This is a genomic window from Dyadobacter sp. UC 10, assembly GCF_008369915.1.
Taxonomy (GTDB): Bacteria; Bacteroidota; Bacteroidia; order Cytophagales; family Spirosomataceae; genus Dyadobacter.
On record NZ_VSRN01000001.1, the window covers coordinates 4,327,849 to 4,346,765 of the forward strand.

Below are 18,917 nucleotides of genomic sequence, written 5' to 3' on the forward strand. Positions count from 1 at the left end.
ATGCATCCCAATTCTGCAAAAACATTTAAGCAAATACTTAAAAACATCATCATTCCAATGTTCCAGTCTGCAAGGCTTATTCTTCTCAGCTTACTTGTGAATTTGATCATCTCTGGTTGTGTAAAAGAGGAGGATCGCAGCGTAAAAATCAGCTTGGTAAAGCTAAAAGATAAGAATGGAAGAGTAGACCTCACAGCAACAGATGTGCTTAATCTGGATACGCTGCTATTGGCAACAACCACCTCTGACAGTAGCGGCAATGCATTTTTGTCCTTATCTCTCGATAAACCTCTTTTTGCCCAACTAAGAAGCGGGGATCAGTTTGTTCAGCTTTTCCTGAGTCCCGGAGACGAACTCTCCATAGCTTATGATACGAATAAAACAGACAGTGGATTGCACTTTACCGGCAGCTCCGCAGGTACACAACAGTTTCTGGAAAATAGCAAGAAAGCCTGCTTGAAATGGGAGGAGCCGAAAGGCACATACATCGGCGACATTCCACCTGAGGAAATTGTTATCCGTCGGGATTCGCTTCAAAGTGATCTTAACCAGTTGCTTTTGGATTGGGCAAAAGATGAAGGTGTAAGTAACCCCACAAGGCAGATTATGGCTTCTAAAAGCAAAATGACCTTGTATCGTTTTCAGCAATATTTTGTAACCGAATATTATAAGAAGCATCGTGACCGGCCGAATATTCCGGTAACATTACAACAAGCAATACAAGATTTGCCAGTAGACTCGGTAGCGCTGGCTGTGCACATGGATGAATATTTGCGGATATTGTCTAATCACCTTCGGTTGAAAATTTATAGCGACGTTGCCGAAGAAATAAAAGGTTTGAATAAGGATTCGCTCTATGGAAAGTGGGCAGTTATTTGCGACAATTTTATCCGGAGAGAAGTTCAGTCGCCATTTTTACAAACACATTTTCGCGGTGCAAACATCGCCTACTGGGCTAGAAATGAAGGCGCTACCCCTGGGCTTATCCGGCTCCGCGCAGACTTTCTCAAATCTGCGGAATCGACAGTCTACACAAAAAGTCTGGCGAAAAGTTTTGGAAAGTGGGAAGCCCTGGCGACCGGCAAGCCCGCTCCGGATTTTACAGGTATCACCGCAAATGGTGAGAAGTTTTCGTTGAAAGATTTAAAAGGGAAAATGGTATACATAGATATCTGGGCAACGTGGTGCGGTCCATGCCGGGCGGAATTTCCCTCGTCGCAGAAGCTGATCCAAGAATTTAAGGGAAACGATCAATTGGTTTTTTTGTATGTGTCGATCGATACGGAAGTTGATGATTGGAAAAAATCTTTGAAGACAAAAAACGTCCCGCAGGGAATGCATATCAATCATCTGGTCGATCAGCCAGGGTCAATTTCGAAAAAGTACTATCTGTCAGGCATACCCAGATATATTTTGATAAATAAAGATGGGACCATAATTGAAGCTGTTGCGCCAAAACCAAGTTCGAAAGAAATTCGCCCGCTGCTGAAAGGGTATCTGAAAGAAAGTTAACCGGTGCCTGGTATCATTATTATAGGAGTAGCATGATGAAAACGCTACTATTAACACTGATGATGATGATGATAACCACCGACGATCAGCCCAGGCAGGTAATTTTATTTTATACTGAAAATGGAAAAAGCCTGTTCGAAAAGCAGTCGGAGGAGTTACGGGCGAACGATGCCGGTTTGCGGGAAAGGGATATCAACGTAATTCCATACCAGCTTTCCAGGGAGAACGCGGCACAATGGAAGCGATTTAAAGTGGACACTTCAAACGATTTTACATTCATCCTGATTGGTCGCGACGGCGGCGAGAAGCACAGGGCCGAGCGCGTGGTACCTGCAAAAGAATTGTTCGGGAAAATAGATGCGATGCCGATGCGCAGGAACGAGATAGGGGAAAAGAACTAGCCCAGCATTTACCTCACTTAACCTGCGCTAATATCCAGTCCGACATAGCCGCCAGCGCTATGGGTGAAAAGGTATCTTCCAGATCTGCATATTCGCTCGGGTGGCCGGTTTTACACTTCTGAAAAAAGTGATTGAGATCGGGCAGTTCCTGAACTGTCACATTTGCATTACCTCCGCTTTTTACAGCTTTTTCGATTGCCGGAAGGTTTTGCCGCGCATCTACCTGCAAGTCTTTCGAGCCAATTAAAGCCAGTACCGGACAAGTGATTTTACTAAAATAATCCGCCGGGTTAACCTGAAAGAGAAACCGGAAAAAGGGCGTACAAATGGAATTGATCTGTCTTTCAAAAGCCTCTTCTTTCGTCATGCCGGGACGAATTGCTTTCGCGGGATAGTTTTGCAAATGCGTTTTGGTATATGCAGTGAGTTTGGCACGAAGCTGCGAAGTATCCGTTGTCTGCCTTATTATATCGTTCGTTTCGCGGTTAGCTTTTTTGATGATCGCAATGTCCGCCTCACTGGCCCCGCCAGCGCGGGCGATCAATTCGGATTGAAGGCTGAGCACCTCAACGCCCGTTGCGCCCGGCCCGGCCAGTGAAATCACAAATGCCAGATCATTTGTACGCGATGCGACGATCGAGGCTACCAGTCCGCCGTCGCTATGTCCGGCGATACCGATTTTCTTCGGGTTGATTTCCTTTCTGGTTTTCAGATAGGCGACCGCACTTTCAGCATCCGTGGCGAAATCCAGCGAGGTACCTGTTATAAACTGTCCGGTTGACTTCGCCGTACCACGGTCGTCGTACCGCAAAACGGCAATACCCTTGCGGGTCAGGTAATCTGAGATAACAAGAAAAGGTTTGTGTCCTAAAACTTCCGAATTCCTGTCTTGCGGCCCACCGCCGGTGACCAGTACCACCACCGGAAAACTGCCTTCTTTTTCAGGCAAAGTCAATGTCCCTGAAAGGGTAATACCGGCCTGGCTGTTTTTAAACGTTACATCCTCGCTGTAATAGGGATACGGTTTTACAGGCTCCTGATATTTTTTTGCAGCCGGCTTTTCGGATAAAACCACATAAACCAGCGCAACGACGACTGCGACGACAATAGAGATTAAGATGACTTTTTTGTTCATGGAAGGCTGGACTTTTACTATCCTCTGATACTTGACTAAATCGCTCCGCTGGTAGGATCGAATCTTATCTAAGCCGCGCCAGCTGCATTTCTATTGTGTCGCGGCTCATGATGAAATGCAGCTGCATTGATTTTGGCGAACGGTTTCGGACGGAGATCATCAATGTGTCTATTCGCCGGTCGGCACGGCTCGGGTTAGCGTGAATAAAGCGGATACTGTTTTTCAGGCTATCGAATTCGTACGATCCTGTGAGACTTTCATCTGCCTTGTACCGGTAGGGATTCGGGCTGAATGCACAGCCGCTCCAACCTGCAAAATATACCTTGTTCCAGGCCTTGGTGTCCGTCAGCCAGGCTGCCGACTCGACTGTCTGATTGTTCTTGGTCAGCTTCTCTACCTTCCAGGTCCCTTTGAGCACGTTGTCGGTCTTATGGATTACGAAATAGGATTGAATAGTGGTAAAAGCCGCCGCGATGACAAGGAAGCGCAACGCATTTTTGAGTACACCTGATTTATCAGATACCCGCGGCAACCTTTCAACAAGATCCCAGAATGCAGCTTTGAGCTTTTTGAAATCCAGTAGCAGCAAAAAGGTGAGGCTGATCGTATAGATAACCGAGTTAAAGAATGCGCCCGAGGCGATTTGGTAAAACATGTTAATCAGGACAATGTTGACCATCACCGGCAGCAATACCATCACACCGATCAATGTTGTGCGGCGGAAAAGAAGCAGGATAGATCCTCCAACCTGAAACAAGCCCAGGATTACCGCCAGGGTGTAGGAGTAACCAAAATAGTACCACGTAAGGGCGAACCCGCTCAAATCGCCGAGCGGCATATCAAGGTTAAATTCCGGTGACTGAAGCTGGGTTTTGAGGATTTTGGCAAAACCATAAACCGATATCGAATATGCCAGCCAGTAGCGTATCAATCCCTGCAAAACTGCGTGCCGGATACCGCTGTTGCCTTCACCCGCCTTCTCTTTTTCGTGCCAGATTATGGCATAACAAAGGCCGCCCAGAAAGGAGACAAAGACGATGGTGATCAGCAGGTTATTGAAATAGTGTCCATATCGATGCAGGAATGAAACCGGAGCGAAGTTCAGGACAGATGTGAGTGTTGTCAATGCCGCCAGTACGCCAAGGGTGCATTCGCAGAATTTCAGGAACCAGGAGGAGCGGGGTGGAGAAAAAGGTTCGGTCATAGAATACAAAAGGAATAGATCCTGAAATGTAAATCTATGACGCGAACAGCTTTTTTGCTAACGTATAATTGCCTATTTGAGAGTGATTTGTGAATTACTTCGCCAATAACCCCGGGTACAAGGTCCCGTCAGCAGTAGGGAAATCGAGGTTCAGCAATTTGGCGATCAGCGGGGCAATGTCCTGCAAGCCCATTTCCGGTACCACCGCGCCTTGTTTGATACCTTTCCCAAATGCAACAAAACCTGTTTGTATTTCTTTAAAATCAGGGAAAAAACCGTGTGTACCACCGCTGGAAGCGCGGGTGAAATCGCCCGTCGCGACTCCGCTCACTGTAATACCCTGGACAGGCGCCAGCGCCAGTGCTGCGTTGGGATCGGCACCGACCTCGTCCAGTGCGGCGCGGTCTTTCACGGCAAAAAGATGCTTTTGACCAACAGGCAGTTCTTTGAGCAGCTGTTTTACTTTTTCAAGCGTCTTCGTGTCGTTTTTGTCTTTCAAATGCAAAAATGCAGAGCCGCCCGAACTGTGGAAATAGGCCTTCCAGTTTGCCTTGTTATTTGGGTCATACAAGCCGGCTTTTGCCAGCAGTACATTCGGCGCGATCGCCGTGTGGATGTCTACGAAGCCATGGTCGCCAGTGATGATAAAGGTCGTCTTCTCACGGATTCCCGCTTTTTCTGTCGCTTCAATAATGGCTTTGATCCCACGGTCCACACTGGAAAGAGCCGCCCTCACTTTATCTCCGTCGCGGCCTTCTTCATGTTCAAAGTGATCGACCGCCACCAGATGCACGGCCAGGAAGGAAGGCTTGTACTGCCGGATGAGGTAGCTGCTGATCCTTGACATATTATCGTCGATGCTCAGGTAGTCTCCATCGAAATCAATCTCTTCCAGCTTGCCGGTAGCGTTTTGCTGTATTTCTTCATACAACCCTTTCGGCGAAGAATGCTCGGACAAAGCTTTGGTCATATTCCGCTTGCCACCCTTTGTTTCGGGCAAATACCAATACTCCGGAATATTATAAGTAGCCGGGCTGCCCACTGAAACCGGCCAGAAAACGGAAGCCGTTTTTAAACCTTTATCCTTTGCCACACTGAAAATGGTCGGTACTTTAATCGTACTATATTCCCAAAGCCACTTCCCGGTCACTTCCAGCGGCTCCGGCGGGGTATTATAATGCACACCGTGTTTGAGGGGCTTTACGCCTGTAATGATCGTAGTGTGGGAAGGGTAGGTGACAGTAGGGAAAACGCCCGTTACGCCGTCGGAATAAGCGCCGGTCGCCATTCCCTGCCGCAGGTTCACCATCGACCAGTTCGGGTCTTTATAAAATTCAGGACGAAGCCCGTCGATGCTGATCAAAACGACATGGGAGTCCTGGGCAGTTGCATTCAGCGAAATGGCAATGCCTAAGATGTAAAGGAGTTTTTTCATCAATGATTGAATGATTGAATTGGGGAGGAAGGAGGAAGGGAGAAACGGAGGAAGGTGGAAGGGTTTTTCCTGTTTCCATCCTCCTTTCCTCCATCCTCCCTTTCCTCCTTTAATTAAAACGCATACCGCAGGCCAATCTGGATCTGGTAAGGGCTACCATTCAGGTTGGAAACACCGATTCCGTTGCTCATGCCGTATCCGTATCTTTTGGCTGTCGCGTCGAATGACCTGATGGTGTAAAGGTTTTGCTTGCCCAGGTTGGTTCCTACGCCCCAGTCCTGGTTCAGGAGGTTAGCTACGTTGAAAATGTCAACTGATGCTTCCAAACCATGATTTTTGTAGAAATTGAATTTCTTCGCCAATCTCAAATCAAACACCCCGTAGAAACCATTGATACCTCCGTTACGCTCAGCGATTTTACCCATATCTCTCAAGAGATAATCCTTAATGCTTTGTTCTGCTTCCGGATTGTTGAGGATTGCATTGATACCGTCACGTACGGTTTGCGGCGTTTCAGGGCTGTTAGGGTCATAAATGTAGGGCAGGTCGTTTGAAGAAACGAAGTCACCGTTCATGTTACCGCTCACGGCCATGGAGTAGCGCGTTCCGCCGATGCCGGAGTAACGCAAACCGAGTGTCACACCCCAGATGCTTGGCGCAGTTCCGTAGAATACTACTTTGTTGCGGAAATGGTTGTTCGCATAAGTAATGCGGCTCAGATCGCGCGGATCGTCATTGACCATCAAATCGAGCGTTGCAGTGTTTGCTACGTTACCGTTGTAGGATGTATTGTCCTTTGAATCGTTCCAGGTATACGAGAACGTGATCTGACCATCTTTGAAATAACGGTAAGTACCATCAATTACGAATGCAAACTGGTTCTTTTTACCCTCGCTCACGAGTTCCAGGACACGGCCTACTTTCGTAGTCTTGCGGCTGTCCAGCCAGTTGGTAGCACCATTTTTTGTAGCGATTTTGTCGGCCGGCACGTATACGCCACGGTTGGCTTCTGCTGCAATGCGGAAATAGGGATCTTCTACCATGTTGCGGTCCACATACATATAGTTGTTGCGCGCCCATGAAGCATAACCGCTCACACCGATACGCAGCCGGTCGCTGAAAAAGTGGTTATACGAGAAGTTCGTTTTGTAAAGAACCGGGATTTTTGCGTCGGCATTGTTCATGTTGATCGTGATCAGACGCTCGATACCCGGCGTATTGAACAAATCGGCACCTGGCGCGGTCGAAGGATCTTCGCGGTAACCCGGGAAGTTAGGTTTCGGAACCAATGCACCCTGGATCTCAACGGCTGCTACTTTCGTTCCGTCGAATAACATGTTGTTGATCATCGAATACGGGTTCAGCTGCGAGCCGAAGATACCCGCACCGAAACGGATAATGTCTTTGCTTTGCTCATTTACATCCCACGTAAACTGTACCCGTGGCTGTAATTGCGTTGTATTGATCTTATTATCGGTACGCAGGTCCAACTCATCAAATACGACCTGGCTGAAATTCGCTTTGTTCAGGTATTGTGTGTTGTCCAAACGCAAACCTGCCATCATATCCAGACCACGGGCCAGCTTGGTATCCATTTGTGCATAAAGACCTGTTGCGAGCGAGTTCACGATTGAGCTCGGATCGGCCAGCAAGTTGATTTCACGGGCGTAACGGTAAGGCGTCAGGTTGTTGAAATTATCAAGACCGGTGAAATAGAAACGTCCGTTCATTTCGCTGCCGTAAACTGACTTCATACGGTTGAACATCACGTCGATACCGAAAGTGAAATTGATTTTACCCGTATTGTAATAAAGGTTGTTGACCGCTTGGTACACCTGTCCTCTGAACCATTCGGGAGAAAAACGCTGACCACCGATCTGGATCGAGTTAATGTAGTTGTTTGTGCCCGAAGTTGAGTTGACGTTTTCTACAATCGCACGTGGAATACCGGCGGAAGGAAGCTCCGAGCTTGGGATTACCGCTTCATATTGATAGAAATGCTGCACTTTCAGTTCGTTCGTGATTTTTGGGCTCACGATGGTACGTAGCGATGCCATGATGCTATTGTTGAACCGCTCACGGTCGATATAAGATTCGTATGCATTAATGCCCGTGTTGTCACCTTCCGACAGCTTGTCGTTTTCCTTGATCAGGTTATTGCGGAGCGTCAGCAGGTTCTTGGAATTCAACTGCCAGTCAATTCTTGCGAAAATCGCGTCAGTACCTTTTTTCTTGCCAAATGCACCAAACTGCGGATTGTTGGAAACACCGTATTTTGATCTTGCTATGTCAAGGAAGTTGTCCAGCGTTTCCTGCGTTACCTTGTTAGCAGCTACGTCCGCTTCTGATTGCAGGTTAGCGATAAAAAGGGGACGGGAGTCGGCCTGATGGTCCCAGGCTACGAAGAAGTGTGCTTTGTCTTTTTTCAATGCACCGCCCAGTGACATACCAAACTGATTTGTAGAAAAGTCCTGCGTTCTTTTATTTCCTCTCAAATCGTAACCGCTTGAAAGCCAGTCTGCACGCATGAAGTTAAATACGCTACCGGTCAGCTGGTTTGTACCCGATTTGGTCACCGTACTGATCGTTCCACCACCCGCGCGGCCGAGTGTAACATCATATTCATTGGTAACCACCTTGAACTCGCGGATTGCCTCCATGGAGATGGCGTAGGTACCTCCGGTTTCACCACCCGCAATGGTGCTGCGCGAGGTCATACCATCGATTGTATAGTTGGTAGAGGACCCCAGCTGGCCGCCAAGGCTGTTGCCATTGCTCAATGGAGAAAGCTCTATTAGTGAGGTGAAATTCCGTCCGTTTACCGGCAGTTTGGTAATATCTTTTGCCGTAATTGCAGTGGATGCGCCGAGGCTTACCACTGTATTTTTTAGCGAATTGGCTTTGATATCCACAGCCTGCAATTCAGTTGCGCTGCTTTCCATTTCAAAATTCAGCCTCAGCTGGTCGCCCTGATTTAGTGCGTAGCCCGTTTTCTTTTGTTCTCCAAAACCAATAAAAGAAACCGTAATGGAGTATGGCGAACCAAGCGGCAATTGCTTGATAATGTAGTCCCCATTGATATCGGTAACTGTACCAGCCTGAAAACCGGTAGATTCGTTTCTGACCAGAACGGTCGCGCCGGGGATCGGCCCTGCCTGCACTTCCGTTACTTTTCCGATAATGGTTGCCTCATTGCCCTGCGCAAAACCCGTAAGGCCGGCGCAAAAGAGCATGAAAAACAACGCAATACGTCTTGTAATTGATCGATTCATCTTTTGTTTGTAATTAAATTTAGTGGTTGCTGTCGGGACAATTGAGCACACTTCGCCTGGCACAGGTTAAGCCGGAGTGCAATTGAGTTTTGAGTATCAAAAGTTGGTTCAGGAGAGTTGCTGGCCGATTGTGTTGCCTTGTTTTTGACGCTGCAAAAGTAGATGGGCTTTATTATGCGAATATTAACTACCGGTTACGCAATGGTTAATGTATCGCAGTCTGCGGTGACTGAATGTGTCTTTTATTTTACCAAACAAAAAAAGAGCTGCCCTGGAATGAGCAGCTCCTGAGAGAAAGGGAAGTGATGTTTTCAGTTAACCTCCTGAATAGCATTCTTGTCAACAAAAATGTGGGCGTACGAGTATTCACCCGCATTCGCATTGATAGCTGAGAAGGAAAGTGTCATTTCTGATTCTTCTGCAATAAATGTAATTGTTTTATCAACCCACACCGCCTGCTTGCCGGTCATATCAATGTACTCGGCTACTGCGCCGGTGGAATAGGACCGGACCAGATACACCTGTTTGGCATATGCTGCTGCGAACGGAAGCAGATGGCCATTGAACTGGGTTGTCGCAACCCGGAAAGTAATTGCATACTTTTTGCCCGGTTTCAAATACCGCAATTTCGTTTTCACGGCCGATCGTTTTCCATTTGGCGACCAGGTGTTTGAATTCGTAGTAACCGTTGCAATGGAAGCAGGATTGGTTGCACCCGCAATAGCTGGAAGCGGTTTAGTCCAGGGGTAATTGCTGTTGCCCCAGAGATGTGTAAAGCTTGAAGACCCGGTGGGCAGCATTTGTAAATCATCCGGGCTGGTCAGAATATCCCGTTCCCAGCGGGTTGCATAAACATTGTTGCCAGTGGGCCCATTAGTGGTCGGGAAGCTGGGTAGAACCACAATTCCTCCACCTTCCTGTCCCTCCCTCAAAGACGAGCTTTTTTGTCCTTCAAGCGGATCGGCTGTTTGCAAAGCATCTTCTGAACAGCTACTGAGCATCATCAAACAGGCCAGTCCGAGACTAATGGGTAACTTTTGTAAGAGATTCATTTTTTTAATTTTTATAGTAAAACAACATTTTGTACTGACTACAAAAAAAGTTTTTGTGTAAGGATTAAGCGGTTTGGAATGAGCACGTGGTTATTGTGATTATTCTTCGGCAGGGAAGACTAATCTCGCCGCAGATTAGCAGTTTTCGGCGTGTAGTTACTACGAAATGATCTTCCATTTATCTCCTACAACTCAGCGCAGGATTAATTCGCTTCGGCTTGGCAATTCGACGGTTCGCCCCGGAAGCGGTTTTGCTTTACTTCGGTGTTGACAAGTTTTGTCTTGCTATTCATTTAAAAACAGCAGACATGAGAGCATTACTATTAGCCATGACAATTTTTCTTTCGGGTACGGTCTTCGCGCAGCAGGGTACCCAAACGATTCGCGGCATGGTCCGCGATGAAGTTTCCAATGCACCGGTGATCGGCGCTTCCGTTTTGCTGCTGCAAGCCGACGGGGCCAGTCCGGTGGGGACGACTACGGATGTAAACGGGGAGTTTCGGATTACCGGCATTCCGCTAGGCCGTCAATCGTTTCGCATAACGATGGTAGGTTATGAAGAGCAGCGGCTACCCAATCTGGTCGTGACTTCGGGTAAGGAGGTGATCGTGAATGTGACGATGACCGAAAATATCCAGGCGCTGAATGAAATCGTAGTAACCGCCGATCGCGCCGCGGATAAAAGTAAAACCAACAATGAACTCACGCTTGTGAGCGGCCGGTCATTTAATGTGGAAGACACAAAACGCTACGCAGGCTCGCTGGGAGATCCTTCGAGAATGGCGGCCAATTTCGCGGGCGTGGTGTCGGGCGACGATTCGCGGAATGATATTGTGGTAAGAGGTAATTCGCCGACCGGCATGCTCTGGCAACTTGAAGGTTTGAATATTCCTAACCCGAGTCATTTCGGTTCTTTCATGGCTACCGGCGGGCCGATCAGTATGCTGAATAATAATGTACTGAGCAAATCCGATTTCCTGACCAGCGCGTTTCCTTCCCAATATGGAAATGCATTGTCTTCGGTATTTGACCTGCGGATGCGGGAGGGTAACAATCAGCAATATGAATTTTTGGGGCAAATTGGTTTCAATGGTTTTGAAGCAGGGGCGGAGGGGCCTTTTTCCAAAAAATCAAAAGCTTCTTTTTTAATTAATTACCGCTACTCCACGCTCGGCGTTTTCAAAGCATTGGGTATTCAGTTTGGCACGGGCAGTGCGGTGCCGGATTATCAGGATCTCAATTTTAAAGTAACCGTACCCACCGGACAAAAAGGTAAATTGTCACTTTTCGGGATACTGGGCGGCAGTAAGGTCGACTTTCTGGGAAGTGAAGTGGATACCACACTTACTAATTTATACGGAACCGAGAATACCAACACCCGCGTGACCTATAAAACCAATATTGCGGGACTGGCTTACGACTACAATATCTCCGCAAAAACCTTTGCCCGGTTGACACTCGGAATGAGTACTACGAGGGAAAAATTCAGCGGGGATTCGATCAGCATTGCAACACGAGAGGCATTTCCCAGCGGTGAATCGAAATACAATACCGCCAAATACTCGGCAGTACTGAACCTGCGGCATAAAATGAATGCGAAAAGCAGTTTGTACGGGGGGGTAACCGTGGACTTGCTCGGCTTTGACCTCTTCAATAAATCCATTCACAACGGAGGCAAGCTGGATAGTGTGCGGGTGAATGTGAATGGGGAAAAAACCACGCTGACACAGGCTTATGCACAATGGCGCTACCGGTTTTCGCCGAAGTTCCTGCTCACGACGGGCCTGCATTTCCAGCATTTCAGTCTGAACAACAGCGCAGCCCTGGAACCGCGCGCGGGCCTGCAATATGGATTTGGAAACGGACAATCCCTGAGTGTAGGGTATGGACTAAACAGCCAGACACAGAGCCTGTACAGTTATTTTATAGAAACCCCGGGCGAAAGCGGAGCAGTGCAGACTAACCGCAATCTGGATTTTACCAAAAGTCACCATTTTGTAATGAGCTATGAAAACAGGCTCACAGAACGACTGATGCTCAAAATTGAACCCTATTATCAGGTATTAAACAACGTGCCCGTCGAAATGCGGCGCTCCACGTTTTCCACGCTGAATACCGGTGCATCTTTCGGGCCGGCTGAGCGGGATAGTCTGGTCAACGAAGGCTCGGGCAGGAATATGGGTATTGAATTGACGCTGGAAAGGTATTTCGACCGGGGTTACTACTTTCTGCTGACAAGTTCCGTTTTTGATTCCAAATACAAAGGAAGCGACGGCATCGAACGTAATACTGCTTTTAATACGCGATATGTGGTAAACCTGCTGGCAGGCAAAGAGATCAGAATGGGGCAAAAAAAGGATCACGTACTAGGGTTTAATCTCCGGAGCACACTGGTAGGCGGAAAGTACTTTACTCCTTTGAACCTGGCCGCGTCGCAAGTACGGAAAGAGGCGGTTTATGATGAGCGACAGGCGTTTTCTGTCAAACAAAATCCCTATTTCAGAACAGACCTGCGGTTTTCTTACCGGAAAGAAATGAAGAAAAGCACCATTGAAGCATCGCTGGATCTGCAAAATGTATCGGCCAATAAAAATATCTTCCAGCAAACCTATAACCCGCGGACTAACCGGCTCGCGAACCAGTATCAGCAGGGGTTCTTTCCCGTTCCCTATTTCCGCTACACGTTTTGATGCCGAAGTCGGCGCAAACTGGTAATTTAATGCACTGAAACACGCTGCGTATATTTCCTGAAACCATCAATGAACGAACCAGCCTACACACCAAATGATCGAAAGATGCGCATGATCGGCATCCCGCTGGCAGGGATACTGATCCCGGCGATGATCAGCTTCGAGGAATTCCTGAAACTGAGCCCGGCCTTTGGGATGAGTGTGCTGTTTTCTACATTAATCACTTTCGTGCTTTGGGAAGGTAACCGGGCTATTATCATACGCATGTGGCGCGCTTTCCCGGATCACAGCCAGACGACCCGTCGGGTATTGTACGAATCGGGGCTGGGGCTGCTTTATGTGTTGGTTATCAGTGTGTTTTTAAATGAAACGATCTGCAAGCCGTATTTTCACCACGATGCATTTATGATCACTTTCCGGATCAGCATTGTGCCTACTGTCATCGTTTTCCTGATTTATGAAGCCGTTTATTTTTTCGAATCCTGGAAAATGAACGTGCGCAAAACCGAATCGCTGATGCGGGAAGGCGTGCAATCGCAGCTGGAAGTGCTTAAAAATCAGCTCGATCCGCATTTTTTGTTCAATAGCATGAATACCCTCGCCGCGTTGATCGACGATGAAAATACCGATGCGCAGGATTACCTCGAGCGTCTTTCGGACGTGTACCGGTATGTGCTGGTGAGCCGCAATAAAAATACGGTGACAGTGGAGGAGGAAATCGCCTTCGTGGATGCTTATGTGTATTTGAACAAAATCCGTTTCCGGGAAAATCTGCAGGTGAACAAACGGCTTTCTGATAACACATTAAAACAACACGTGACCCCGCTGAGCCTGCAAATGCTCATCGAGAATGCGATCAAGCATAATGTAGCCTCGCGTGAAAATCCTCTGAGAATCACGATCAGCGACGAAGACGAAGATTATCTGGTGGTGGAAAACAACATCCTTGAAAAAACAATCCTGGAAAAATCAACGCGCGTAGGATTACAGAACATCATGAACCGGTACAGTTTGCTGAGTGACAAGCAGGTGGAGGTTACCAGACAAAAAGACCTTTTTACAGTGAAAATCCCGCTACTGGGACAATTGGTATAATAATGCCGGACGCATTTGTGTATTAGCTATGAAAATTTTAATCATTGAAGATGAATACCCCGCTGCCGAGCGACTGGAAAAACTGATCCGCAAACTTGACCCTAAGATCGAAGTCGCCGCGGTGCTCGACAGTGTCGAGTCGGCATTGAAATGGTTTGAGAAAGGAGAGGCGGTGGACCTGATCTTTTCTGACATCCAGCTTTCCGACGGCCTGAGCTTCCAGATCTTCGAAGAATACCCCGCCCACAGCCCGATCGTTTTTACTACTTCTTACGACGAATATGCGATCAAAGCTTTTCGCGTCAAGAGTATTGACTATTTATTGAAACCGATCAAAGCGCCCGAGCTGGCGGAGGCGATCCGTAAATATGAAGTGATCCGCGAAGATTTTTCACCCAGAGCTTACGCAAGAAAAGTTGAAACGCTTCTGGATAGTCTGGATATTAGCAGGAAACCCTACAAAACGCGGTTTTTGGTGAAAAACGGTGAGCAGCTAATTCCGATCAATCAGGAACTGGTCGCTTATTTTTATACTGCAAATGAAATGTCATGCCTCGTAGGCGGCGACGGGCGGCAATATCTGGTGGATTACAAGTTGGAAGAGCTGGAAGCGCTGGTTGACCCGCTGAACTTTTTCAGGCTGAACAGGCAGTTTATTGCGCGGATCGACGCGATCCATAAGATCCACACTTATTTCAATGGGAAACTGAAAATTGAGCTCCGGCCGCAGACGCCCCAGGAAGTAATCGTGAGCCGGGAAAAGGCTCCTGCCTTCAAAGCCTGGCTTGAAAGTTAGATCGTTATATCATGTGAAAGCCTCCGCCAAATCAGCCAATGGCGGAGGCTTTTTTTGTTTTTAGTATTTATTTCGCAGCCTTTACAGCAGCAATAGGGAATTCGCCGTCATTTGAAACGACCATACCTTTCAGGGAATCGCCTTTTTGTACCAGATTAAAGGTCAGCAACCCACCCTGAAAATCCAGTTTGAAAGTAACCTTATCATCGGCAACGGTAAGTTCTTTCATTTCTGCGCGATCGGTGTCACCCAGATAACCGACCATTTTATTGTCTTTTTCTTCAAAAGTCATCGTCCCGGTTTCGTACTCCGGAGGTACATTCGAAACGGTGTACTTCCAGGTACCGGCCAGATTTTCGGCTGCGTTGCGGGCTGCTACAAATGCAACGCTCGCCGCCAGCATGATCATTAAAAGGTATTTCATTTTCATAGTCTAACAGATTGAATTAGTGAATGTTTAGTAGCAATGAACTGATTGTTTCAAAATTAGAAAAAAATGAATGCGAAATGGTTTACGGCGGGCAATATTTTGGGGCGGAAATATTCGGGATAATTTCCGTCTGTCGACTAAAACCGGCTATTGGTATAATGCTATGAAATCGATGATTTTAGTATAAAATTCTGTGTTTTGTTTTAATACAAAATTTTTACTCCTATAAGCTCTAAGAAAGTTACAAATCCTTTTGATCTTTTGTGGGAGCCGATCCGTAAGTGTTGTAAAAGAATTTTCTCTCAACAAAACCGGATTTGCCGTAATGGAAAACAACTTACTAAAAAATGCTGGCCCTATGCTTGAAAAGGTTAATCGGCGCTATTTTCTGAGATCAGCGGGAGTCGCTGCTGCAACAGGTGCCTTCGTAATGGGATGTACTTTGGACGATCATAATGTTCCCGGGGAAGAGGTAGTCGACCTTGGTATGGGCGATATCGGTATCCTGAACTATGCATATGCATTGGAACAACTGGAAGCTGCCTTCTACATTCAGGTAATGAAGACTCCCTACACAGGAATGTCGGAAGAAGAAAAAACGATCCTTACTGATATTATGTACCACGAGATCGTTCACCGTCAGTTTTTCAAGGCTGCATTGGGTGCGGCGGCGATCAAAGGACTTACGCCTAACTTCGGAGGGATCGACTTTTCGAGCCGTGACAGCGTACTGGGTGCTGCCAAATTATTCGAAGACACAGGTGTACAGGCTTACAACGGCGCCGGAAACCTGATTGAAGATGTTAATTACCTGCTGATTGCCGGCAAGATCGTTTCGGTGGAAGCCCGCCACGCTGCGGCTATCCGCGACCTGATCAAACCCAATTCGATGGACTTTTCTGGCGACGATGTGGTCGATCCTGTCACAGGTTTCGACAAAGCTGTAAAGCCAGGCGTTATTCTGCCTGCTGTTCAGCCATTCGTTGTAAATAAGATCAGCGGAAGCGGCTTGCCATCATAATCAATAACATCAAAACATCGGATCAAAATGAACCTATTTAATATACTTGACCAATTCGAAAAATTTGATGGCGACGCAGTAGACCGTATTGGCTACACTTCCCGCCGTTTCTTTTTAAACAAGATCAGTTCGAAAGTAGCTGCTGCCGCTACGCCAGTCATCCTTGCAGGTGCGATCAACAAAGCTTATGCACAGTCGGCTGACGCTGTTGAAGTACTAAAATTCGCGCTTACCCTGGAATACCTGGAAAACGAATTTTACCAGCTTGGTAACGATGCTTCCGGCCTGATCCCTGATATGTACAAGCCTGTTTTCGAACAAATTGAAAAACATGAACTTGCACACGTGAAATTCCTGGAAAGCGCACTGAAAATAGACCCGTTTGCAGCAAAACCTACATTTGATTTCACCGTGGGCGGCACTTACGCTGCATTCACCAATTTCGATACGTTCGTATTCCTTTCACACGCATTTGAAGATACTGGTGTCCGCGCTTACAAAGGTCAGGCCGGTACGCTGATCAATGATCCGCAAATCCTTGAATACGCATTGCAGGTGCATTCGGTAGAGGCTCGCCATGCTTCTATTTCGAGGAAAATACTGGCCAAGATCCGTAACAGCAAATCGATCAAGTCGTGGATCACTTTGGATGAAGGTTCCCCTGCTCCGGTTTACAAGGGATCGAATAGCGAAGCTACGATTGTTCAGGGTGGTTTGAACCTGCTGGATCTTGACCTGGCTGGCATCCCTGACGGAGACTCAACCAGATTCAAAGCGGCAACGGAGGCTTTTGACGAAATACTGACAAAACAGGAAACGCTGGATATCGCGACTCCTTTTATTAAAATGTAATAGAAGATTGTGCGGAGTGAAAAGTGAAGAAAACAGGCTGTCTGCAAAGGCAGCCTGTTTTGTGGTATCAATAGTGAACGATAATTATAGCTGTGTTATACATACAAACTCATCAGTGCGAAATACCTATGTATCAAGATTTGGATAAAGCTGGAAGTAGCCTGATCATAGTTGTCGGGGCAAGCGGGCATTTAGGAACAAGAATTACACACTATTTAACTGAAAAAGGGGCAAAAGTGAGGGCTTTGATCAGAAATGGAAGCACGAACCGGAATATTGATATACTCATGAAAAGCGGCGCGGAGGTCATCATGGTCGACTTCAATGACCGCAGTGAGCTGGTTGCAGCACTTTCCGGTGCGGCTTGTGTGGTTTCGGCGCTCTCGGGATTGCGTGAAGTGATTGTGGACTTGCAGGTAAGGCTCGTCAAAGCGGCTGTGGAGGCAGGGGTAAAAAGGTTTATTCCTTCCGACTACTGCATCGATTACACCAAACTGAAACCGGGAACAAACCGAAACCTGGACCTGCGTCGGGACTTTAGTGAGATACTGGATCAGGAAAATATACAGGCCACATCAATACTGAATGGTATGTTCGCCGATCTGCTCACCGGCCAGGCACCGCTTGTACAGTTCGGCCTGAAAAAGGTGATTTATTGGGGCAGCTCCTATCAGCCGATGGATTTTACGACCATTGAAGACACAGCCCAATTTACCGCAGCCGCTGCCATGGACCTGCAAACGCCCCGTTACCTGCGGGTGGCAGGAGAAGTAGCGACCGTCCGCGACCTGGCGAAAGCGGCAAGTCTGGCGAAAGGGAAAAAGTTTGGAATATTTCGGATCGGAGGACTTGGACTGCTGGCCGCGATGATCAAAATTGCGCGTACCTTATTTCCACAAAAGAAAGAAGTATTTCCCGCCTGGCAGGGCATGCAATACCTGCATGATATGCTTAGCGGACTTCCCAAACTCCACCCGCTCGACAACGACCGTTATCCGCAAATCAAATATACGCGTGTGCATGAAGTGCTAACAAAGAGCTAGACAGCTTTGCCGGTATCGCTATTTGAAGATCCCGTTCATTTTGGTCAGGATAAGAGGGGCTTTGTCCGTCACCACAATGGTGTGTTCATGCTGTGCCATAAATCCGCCTTTTTCTCCCACCATCGTCCAGCCATCGCTCAGCTGGGCTGCATAAGACGATGTTGTCGAAATGAAGGTTTCGATTGCGACGACCGAATTTTTCCTGAACCGTCTCTGGTCAGAACTGTTTTTAAAGTTCAGTAACTCGTTCGGCTGTTCGTGAAGCGCCCTGCCAATGCCGTGCCCTGCCAGGTTTCTGATCACTTTGAAGCCCCGTTTTCTGGCCTCTGTTTCCATTAAATGGCCTATATCAGCTATTTTGACGCCACCTCTTATGCTGTTGATCGTTTTCAACAAAATCTCTTTGGAGGCATTGATCAGCTTTTCATGTTGATAAATGTCTTTTCCAAGAACAAATGATCCGCCGTTGTCAGCCCAAAATCCATTCAGCTCTGCCGAAACGTCTATATTGATGAGATCGCCTTCTTTCAATTTCCGTTTGTCGGAAGGTACCCCGTGACAAAATTCATTATTCACGCTGATGCAAGTCCAGCCGGGAAAGCCATAGGTCGAGTGCGGGGCTGATTTTGCCCCGAATCCGGCCAGTATTTCGGCGCCATATTCATCAAGCTCTTTGGTTGTCATGCCAGGCTGCGCATAGGCTGTCATCTTCTTCAAAGTACAGGCTACCGCCTCACTGGCATTTTGCATTCCGGTTAAATCGGATTCTGCTGAAATGGACATAATGGTATTGTAATATGGAACCGCTGATTTTCTGACTTCAAAGTATCCCTGGCTGCCGCGCAGCTGTTACTGATATTTGATTTTGTAAAAATAGGGTTTCATTTCTTTCGAACGCAAAGAAATGCACTGACCGCAGCGGGAAGGACGCACTGCAGTGTAAAAAAGATCCGAATTGTGCGGCAAGATAATCTGATAG

The 18,917-nt window shown here is 47.3% G+C and carries 15 protein-coding genes; 8 read left to right on the forward strand and 7 right to left on the reverse strand.

Features of this window, described 5'->3' with window-relative positions; genetic code table 11:
- Together FXO21_RS18035 and FXO21_RS18040 are read left to right on the forward strand one after the other, a co-directional pair.
- The gene (locus FXO21_RS18035) at window positions 1-1,512 is read left to right on the forward strand and encodes a TlpA family protein disulfide reductase (protein ID WP_149641389.1); all 1,512 of its coding nucleotides are present in this window, start codon (window positions 1-3) and stop codon (window positions 1,510-1,512) included.
- A gap of 32 nt (window positions 1,513-1,544) precedes the next feature.
- Window positions 1,545-1,913, forward strand: coding sequence for a DUF4174 domain-containing protein (locus FXO21_RS18040; protein WP_149641390.1), 369 nt, complete (start codon window positions 1,545-1,547; stop codon window positions 1,911-1,913).
- Between the two features lie 13 nt (window positions 1,914-1,926).
- On the opposite strand, the gene FXO21_RS18045 is transcribed toward FXO21_RS18040, so the two are convergent.
- The 5 genes from FXO21_RS18045 to FXO21_RS18065 form a co-directional block, all read right to left on the reverse strand.
- Window positions 1,927-3,048: an alpha/beta hydrolase family protein gene (locus FXO21_RS18045; RefSeq protein ID WP_149641391.1), complete on the reverse strand. Its 1,122-nt coding sequence runs from the start codon at window positions 3,046-3,048 to the stop codon at window positions 1,927-1,929.
- Between the two features lie 64 nt (window positions 3,049-3,112).
- Window positions 3,113-4,252, reverse strand: coding sequence for a hypothetical protein (locus FXO21_RS18050; RefSeq protein ID WP_149641392.1), 1,140 nt, complete (start codon window positions 4,250-4,252; stop codon window positions 3,113-3,115).
- A gap of 94 nt (window positions 4,253-4,346) precedes the next feature.
- A complete protein-coding gene (locus tag FXO21_RS18055) occupies window positions 4,347-5,687 on the reverse strand; it encodes an alkaline phosphatase family protein (protein ID WP_149641393.1) in 1,341 nt (446 codons plus the stop codon).
- A 113-nt stretch (window positions 5,688-5,800) separates the two neighbouring features.
- Window positions 5,801-8,959, reverse strand: a complete 3,159-nt coding sequence (locus FXO21_RS18060; protein WP_149641394.1) for a TonB-dependent receptor — start codon at window positions 8,957-8,959, stop codon at window positions 5,801-5,803.
- A 311-nt stretch (window positions 8,960-9,270) separates the two neighbouring features.
- Window positions 9,271-10,011 carry a hypothetical protein gene (locus FXO21_RS18065; protein ID WP_149641395.1) on the reverse strand — a complete coding sequence of 247 codons (741 nt, stop codon included), beginning with the start codon at window positions 10,009-10,011 and terminating at the stop codon, window positions 9,271-9,273.
- 308 nt (window positions 10,012-10,319) lie between these two features.
- Here FXO21_RS18065 and FXO21_RS18070 point away from each other — a divergent pair, with 308 nt between their 5' ends.
- From FXO21_RS18070 to FXO21_RS18080, 3 genes are all read left to right on the forward strand, one after another.
- The gene (locus FXO21_RS18070) at window positions 10,320-12,701 is read left to right on the forward strand and encodes a TonB-dependent receptor (RefSeq protein ID WP_149641396.1); all 2,382 of its coding nucleotides are present in this window, start codon (window positions 10,320-10,322) and stop codon (window positions 12,699-12,701) included.
- Between the two features lie 69 nt (window positions 12,702-12,770).
- Window positions 12,771-13,796: a sensor histidine kinase gene (locus FXO21_RS18075; RefSeq protein ID WP_149641397.1), complete on the forward strand. Its 1,026-nt coding sequence runs from the start codon at window positions 12,771-12,773 to the stop codon at window positions 13,794-13,796.
- Between the two features lie 28 nt (window positions 13,797-13,824).
- Window positions 13,825-14,592, forward strand: a complete 768-nt coding sequence (locus tag FXO21_RS18080) for a LytR/AlgR family response regulator transcription factor (protein ID WP_149641398.1) — start codon at window positions 13,825-13,827, stop codon at window positions 14,590-14,592.
- Between the two features lie 67 nt (window positions 14,593-14,659).
- On the opposite strand, the gene FXO21_RS18085 is transcribed toward FXO21_RS18080, so the two are convergent.
- Window positions 14,660-15,022 (reverse strand): hypothetical protein, encoded by a 363-nt coding sequence (locus FXO21_RS18085; RefSeq protein ID WP_149641399.1) that lies wholly within the window; start codon window positions 15,020-15,022, stop codon window positions 14,660-14,662.
- A gap of 325 nt (window positions 15,023-15,347) precedes the next feature.
- Between FXO21_RS18085 and FXO21_RS18090 the strand changes: the two genes are divergently transcribed.
- From FXO21_RS18090 to FXO21_RS18100, 3 genes are all read left to right on the forward strand, one after another.
- Window positions 15,348-16,043, forward strand: a complete 696-nt coding sequence (locus FXO21_RS18090; protein ID WP_149641400.1) for a ferritin-like domain-containing protein — start codon at window positions 15,348-15,350, stop codon at window positions 16,041-16,043.
- Window positions 16,044-16,070: 27 nt separating this feature from the next.
- On the forward strand, window positions 16,071-16,895 hold the full coding sequence (locus FXO21_RS18095; protein ID WP_149641401.1) for a ferritin-like domain-containing protein: 825 nt from the start codon (window positions 16,071-16,073) through the stop codon (window positions 16,893-16,895).
- A gap of 128 nt (window positions 16,896-17,023) precedes the next feature.
- The gene (locus FXO21_RS18100; RefSeq protein ID WP_149641402.1) at window positions 17,024-17,938 is read left to right on the forward strand and encodes an NmrA family NAD(P)-binding protein; all 915 of its coding nucleotides are present in this window, start codon (window positions 17,024-17,026) and stop codon (window positions 17,936-17,938) included.
- Window positions 17,939-17,956: 18 nt separating this feature from the next.
- On the opposite strand, the gene map is transcribed toward FXO21_RS18100, so the two are convergent.
- Entirely contained in the window at window positions 17,957-18,721 is a 765-nt protein-coding gene (gene map / locus FXO21_RS18105; protein ID WP_149641403.1) for a type I methionyl aminopeptidase, read from the reverse strand.
- Window positions 18,722-18,917 lie beyond the last annotated feature (196 nt).

Coding starts and splice junctions, on each gene's coding strand:
- FXO21_RS18040 (WP_149641390.1), top strand. CDS start 1,545: ATGATGAAAACGCTACTATTAACACTGATGATGATGATGATAACCACC.
- FXO21_RS18060 (WP_149641394.1), bottom strand. CDS start 8,959: ATGAATCGATCAATTACAAGACGTATTGCGTTGTTTTTCATGCTCTTT.
- FXO21_RS18090 (WP_149641400.1), top strand. CDS start 15,348: ATGGAAAACAACTTACTAAAAAATGCTGGCCCTATGCTTGAAAAGGTT.
- FXO21_RS18045 (WP_149641391.1), bottom strand. CDS start 3,048: ATGAACAAAAAAGTCATCTTAATCTCTATTGTCGTCGCAGTCGTCGTT.
- FXO21_RS18075 (WP_149641397.1), top strand. CDS start 12,771: ATGAACGAACCAGCCTACACACCAAATGATCGAAAGATGCGCATGATC.
- FXO21_RS18070 (WP_149641396.1), top strand. CDS start 10,320: ATGAGAGCATTACTATTAGCCATGACAATTTTTCTTTCGGGTACGGTC.
- FXO21_RS18080 (WP_149641398.1), top strand. CDS start 13,825: ATGAAAATTTTAATCATTGAAGATGAATACCCCGCTGCCGAGCGACTG.
- FXO21_RS18085 (WP_149641399.1), bottom strand. CDS start 15,022: ATGAAAATGAAATACCTTTTAATGATCATGCTGGCGGCGAGCGTTGCA.
- map (WP_149641403.1), bottom strand. CDS start 18,721: ATGTCCATTTCAGCAGAATCCGATTTAACCGGAATGCAAAATGCCAGT.
- FXO21_RS18065 (WP_149641395.1), bottom strand. CDS start 10,011: ATGAATCTCTTACAAAAGTTACCCATTAGTCTCGGACTGGCCTGTTTG.
- FXO21_RS18095 (WP_149641401.1), top strand. CDS start 16,071: ATGAACCTATTTAATATACTTGACCAATTCGAAAAATTTGATGGCGAC.
- FXO21_RS18100 (WP_149641402.1), top strand. CDS start 17,024: ATGTATCAAGATTTGGATAAAGCTGGAAGTAGCCTGATCATAGTTGTC.
- FXO21_RS18050 (WP_149641392.1), bottom strand. CDS start 4,252: ATGACCGAACCTTTTTCTCCACCCCGCTCCTCCTGGTTCCTGAAATTC.
- FXO21_RS18035 (WP_149641389.1), top strand. CDS start 1: ATGCATCCCAATTCTGCAAAAACATTTAAGCAAATACTTAAAAACATC.
- FXO21_RS18055 (WP_149641393.1), bottom strand. CDS start 5,687: ATGAAAAAACTCCTTTACATCTTAGGCATTGCCATTTCGCTGAATGCA.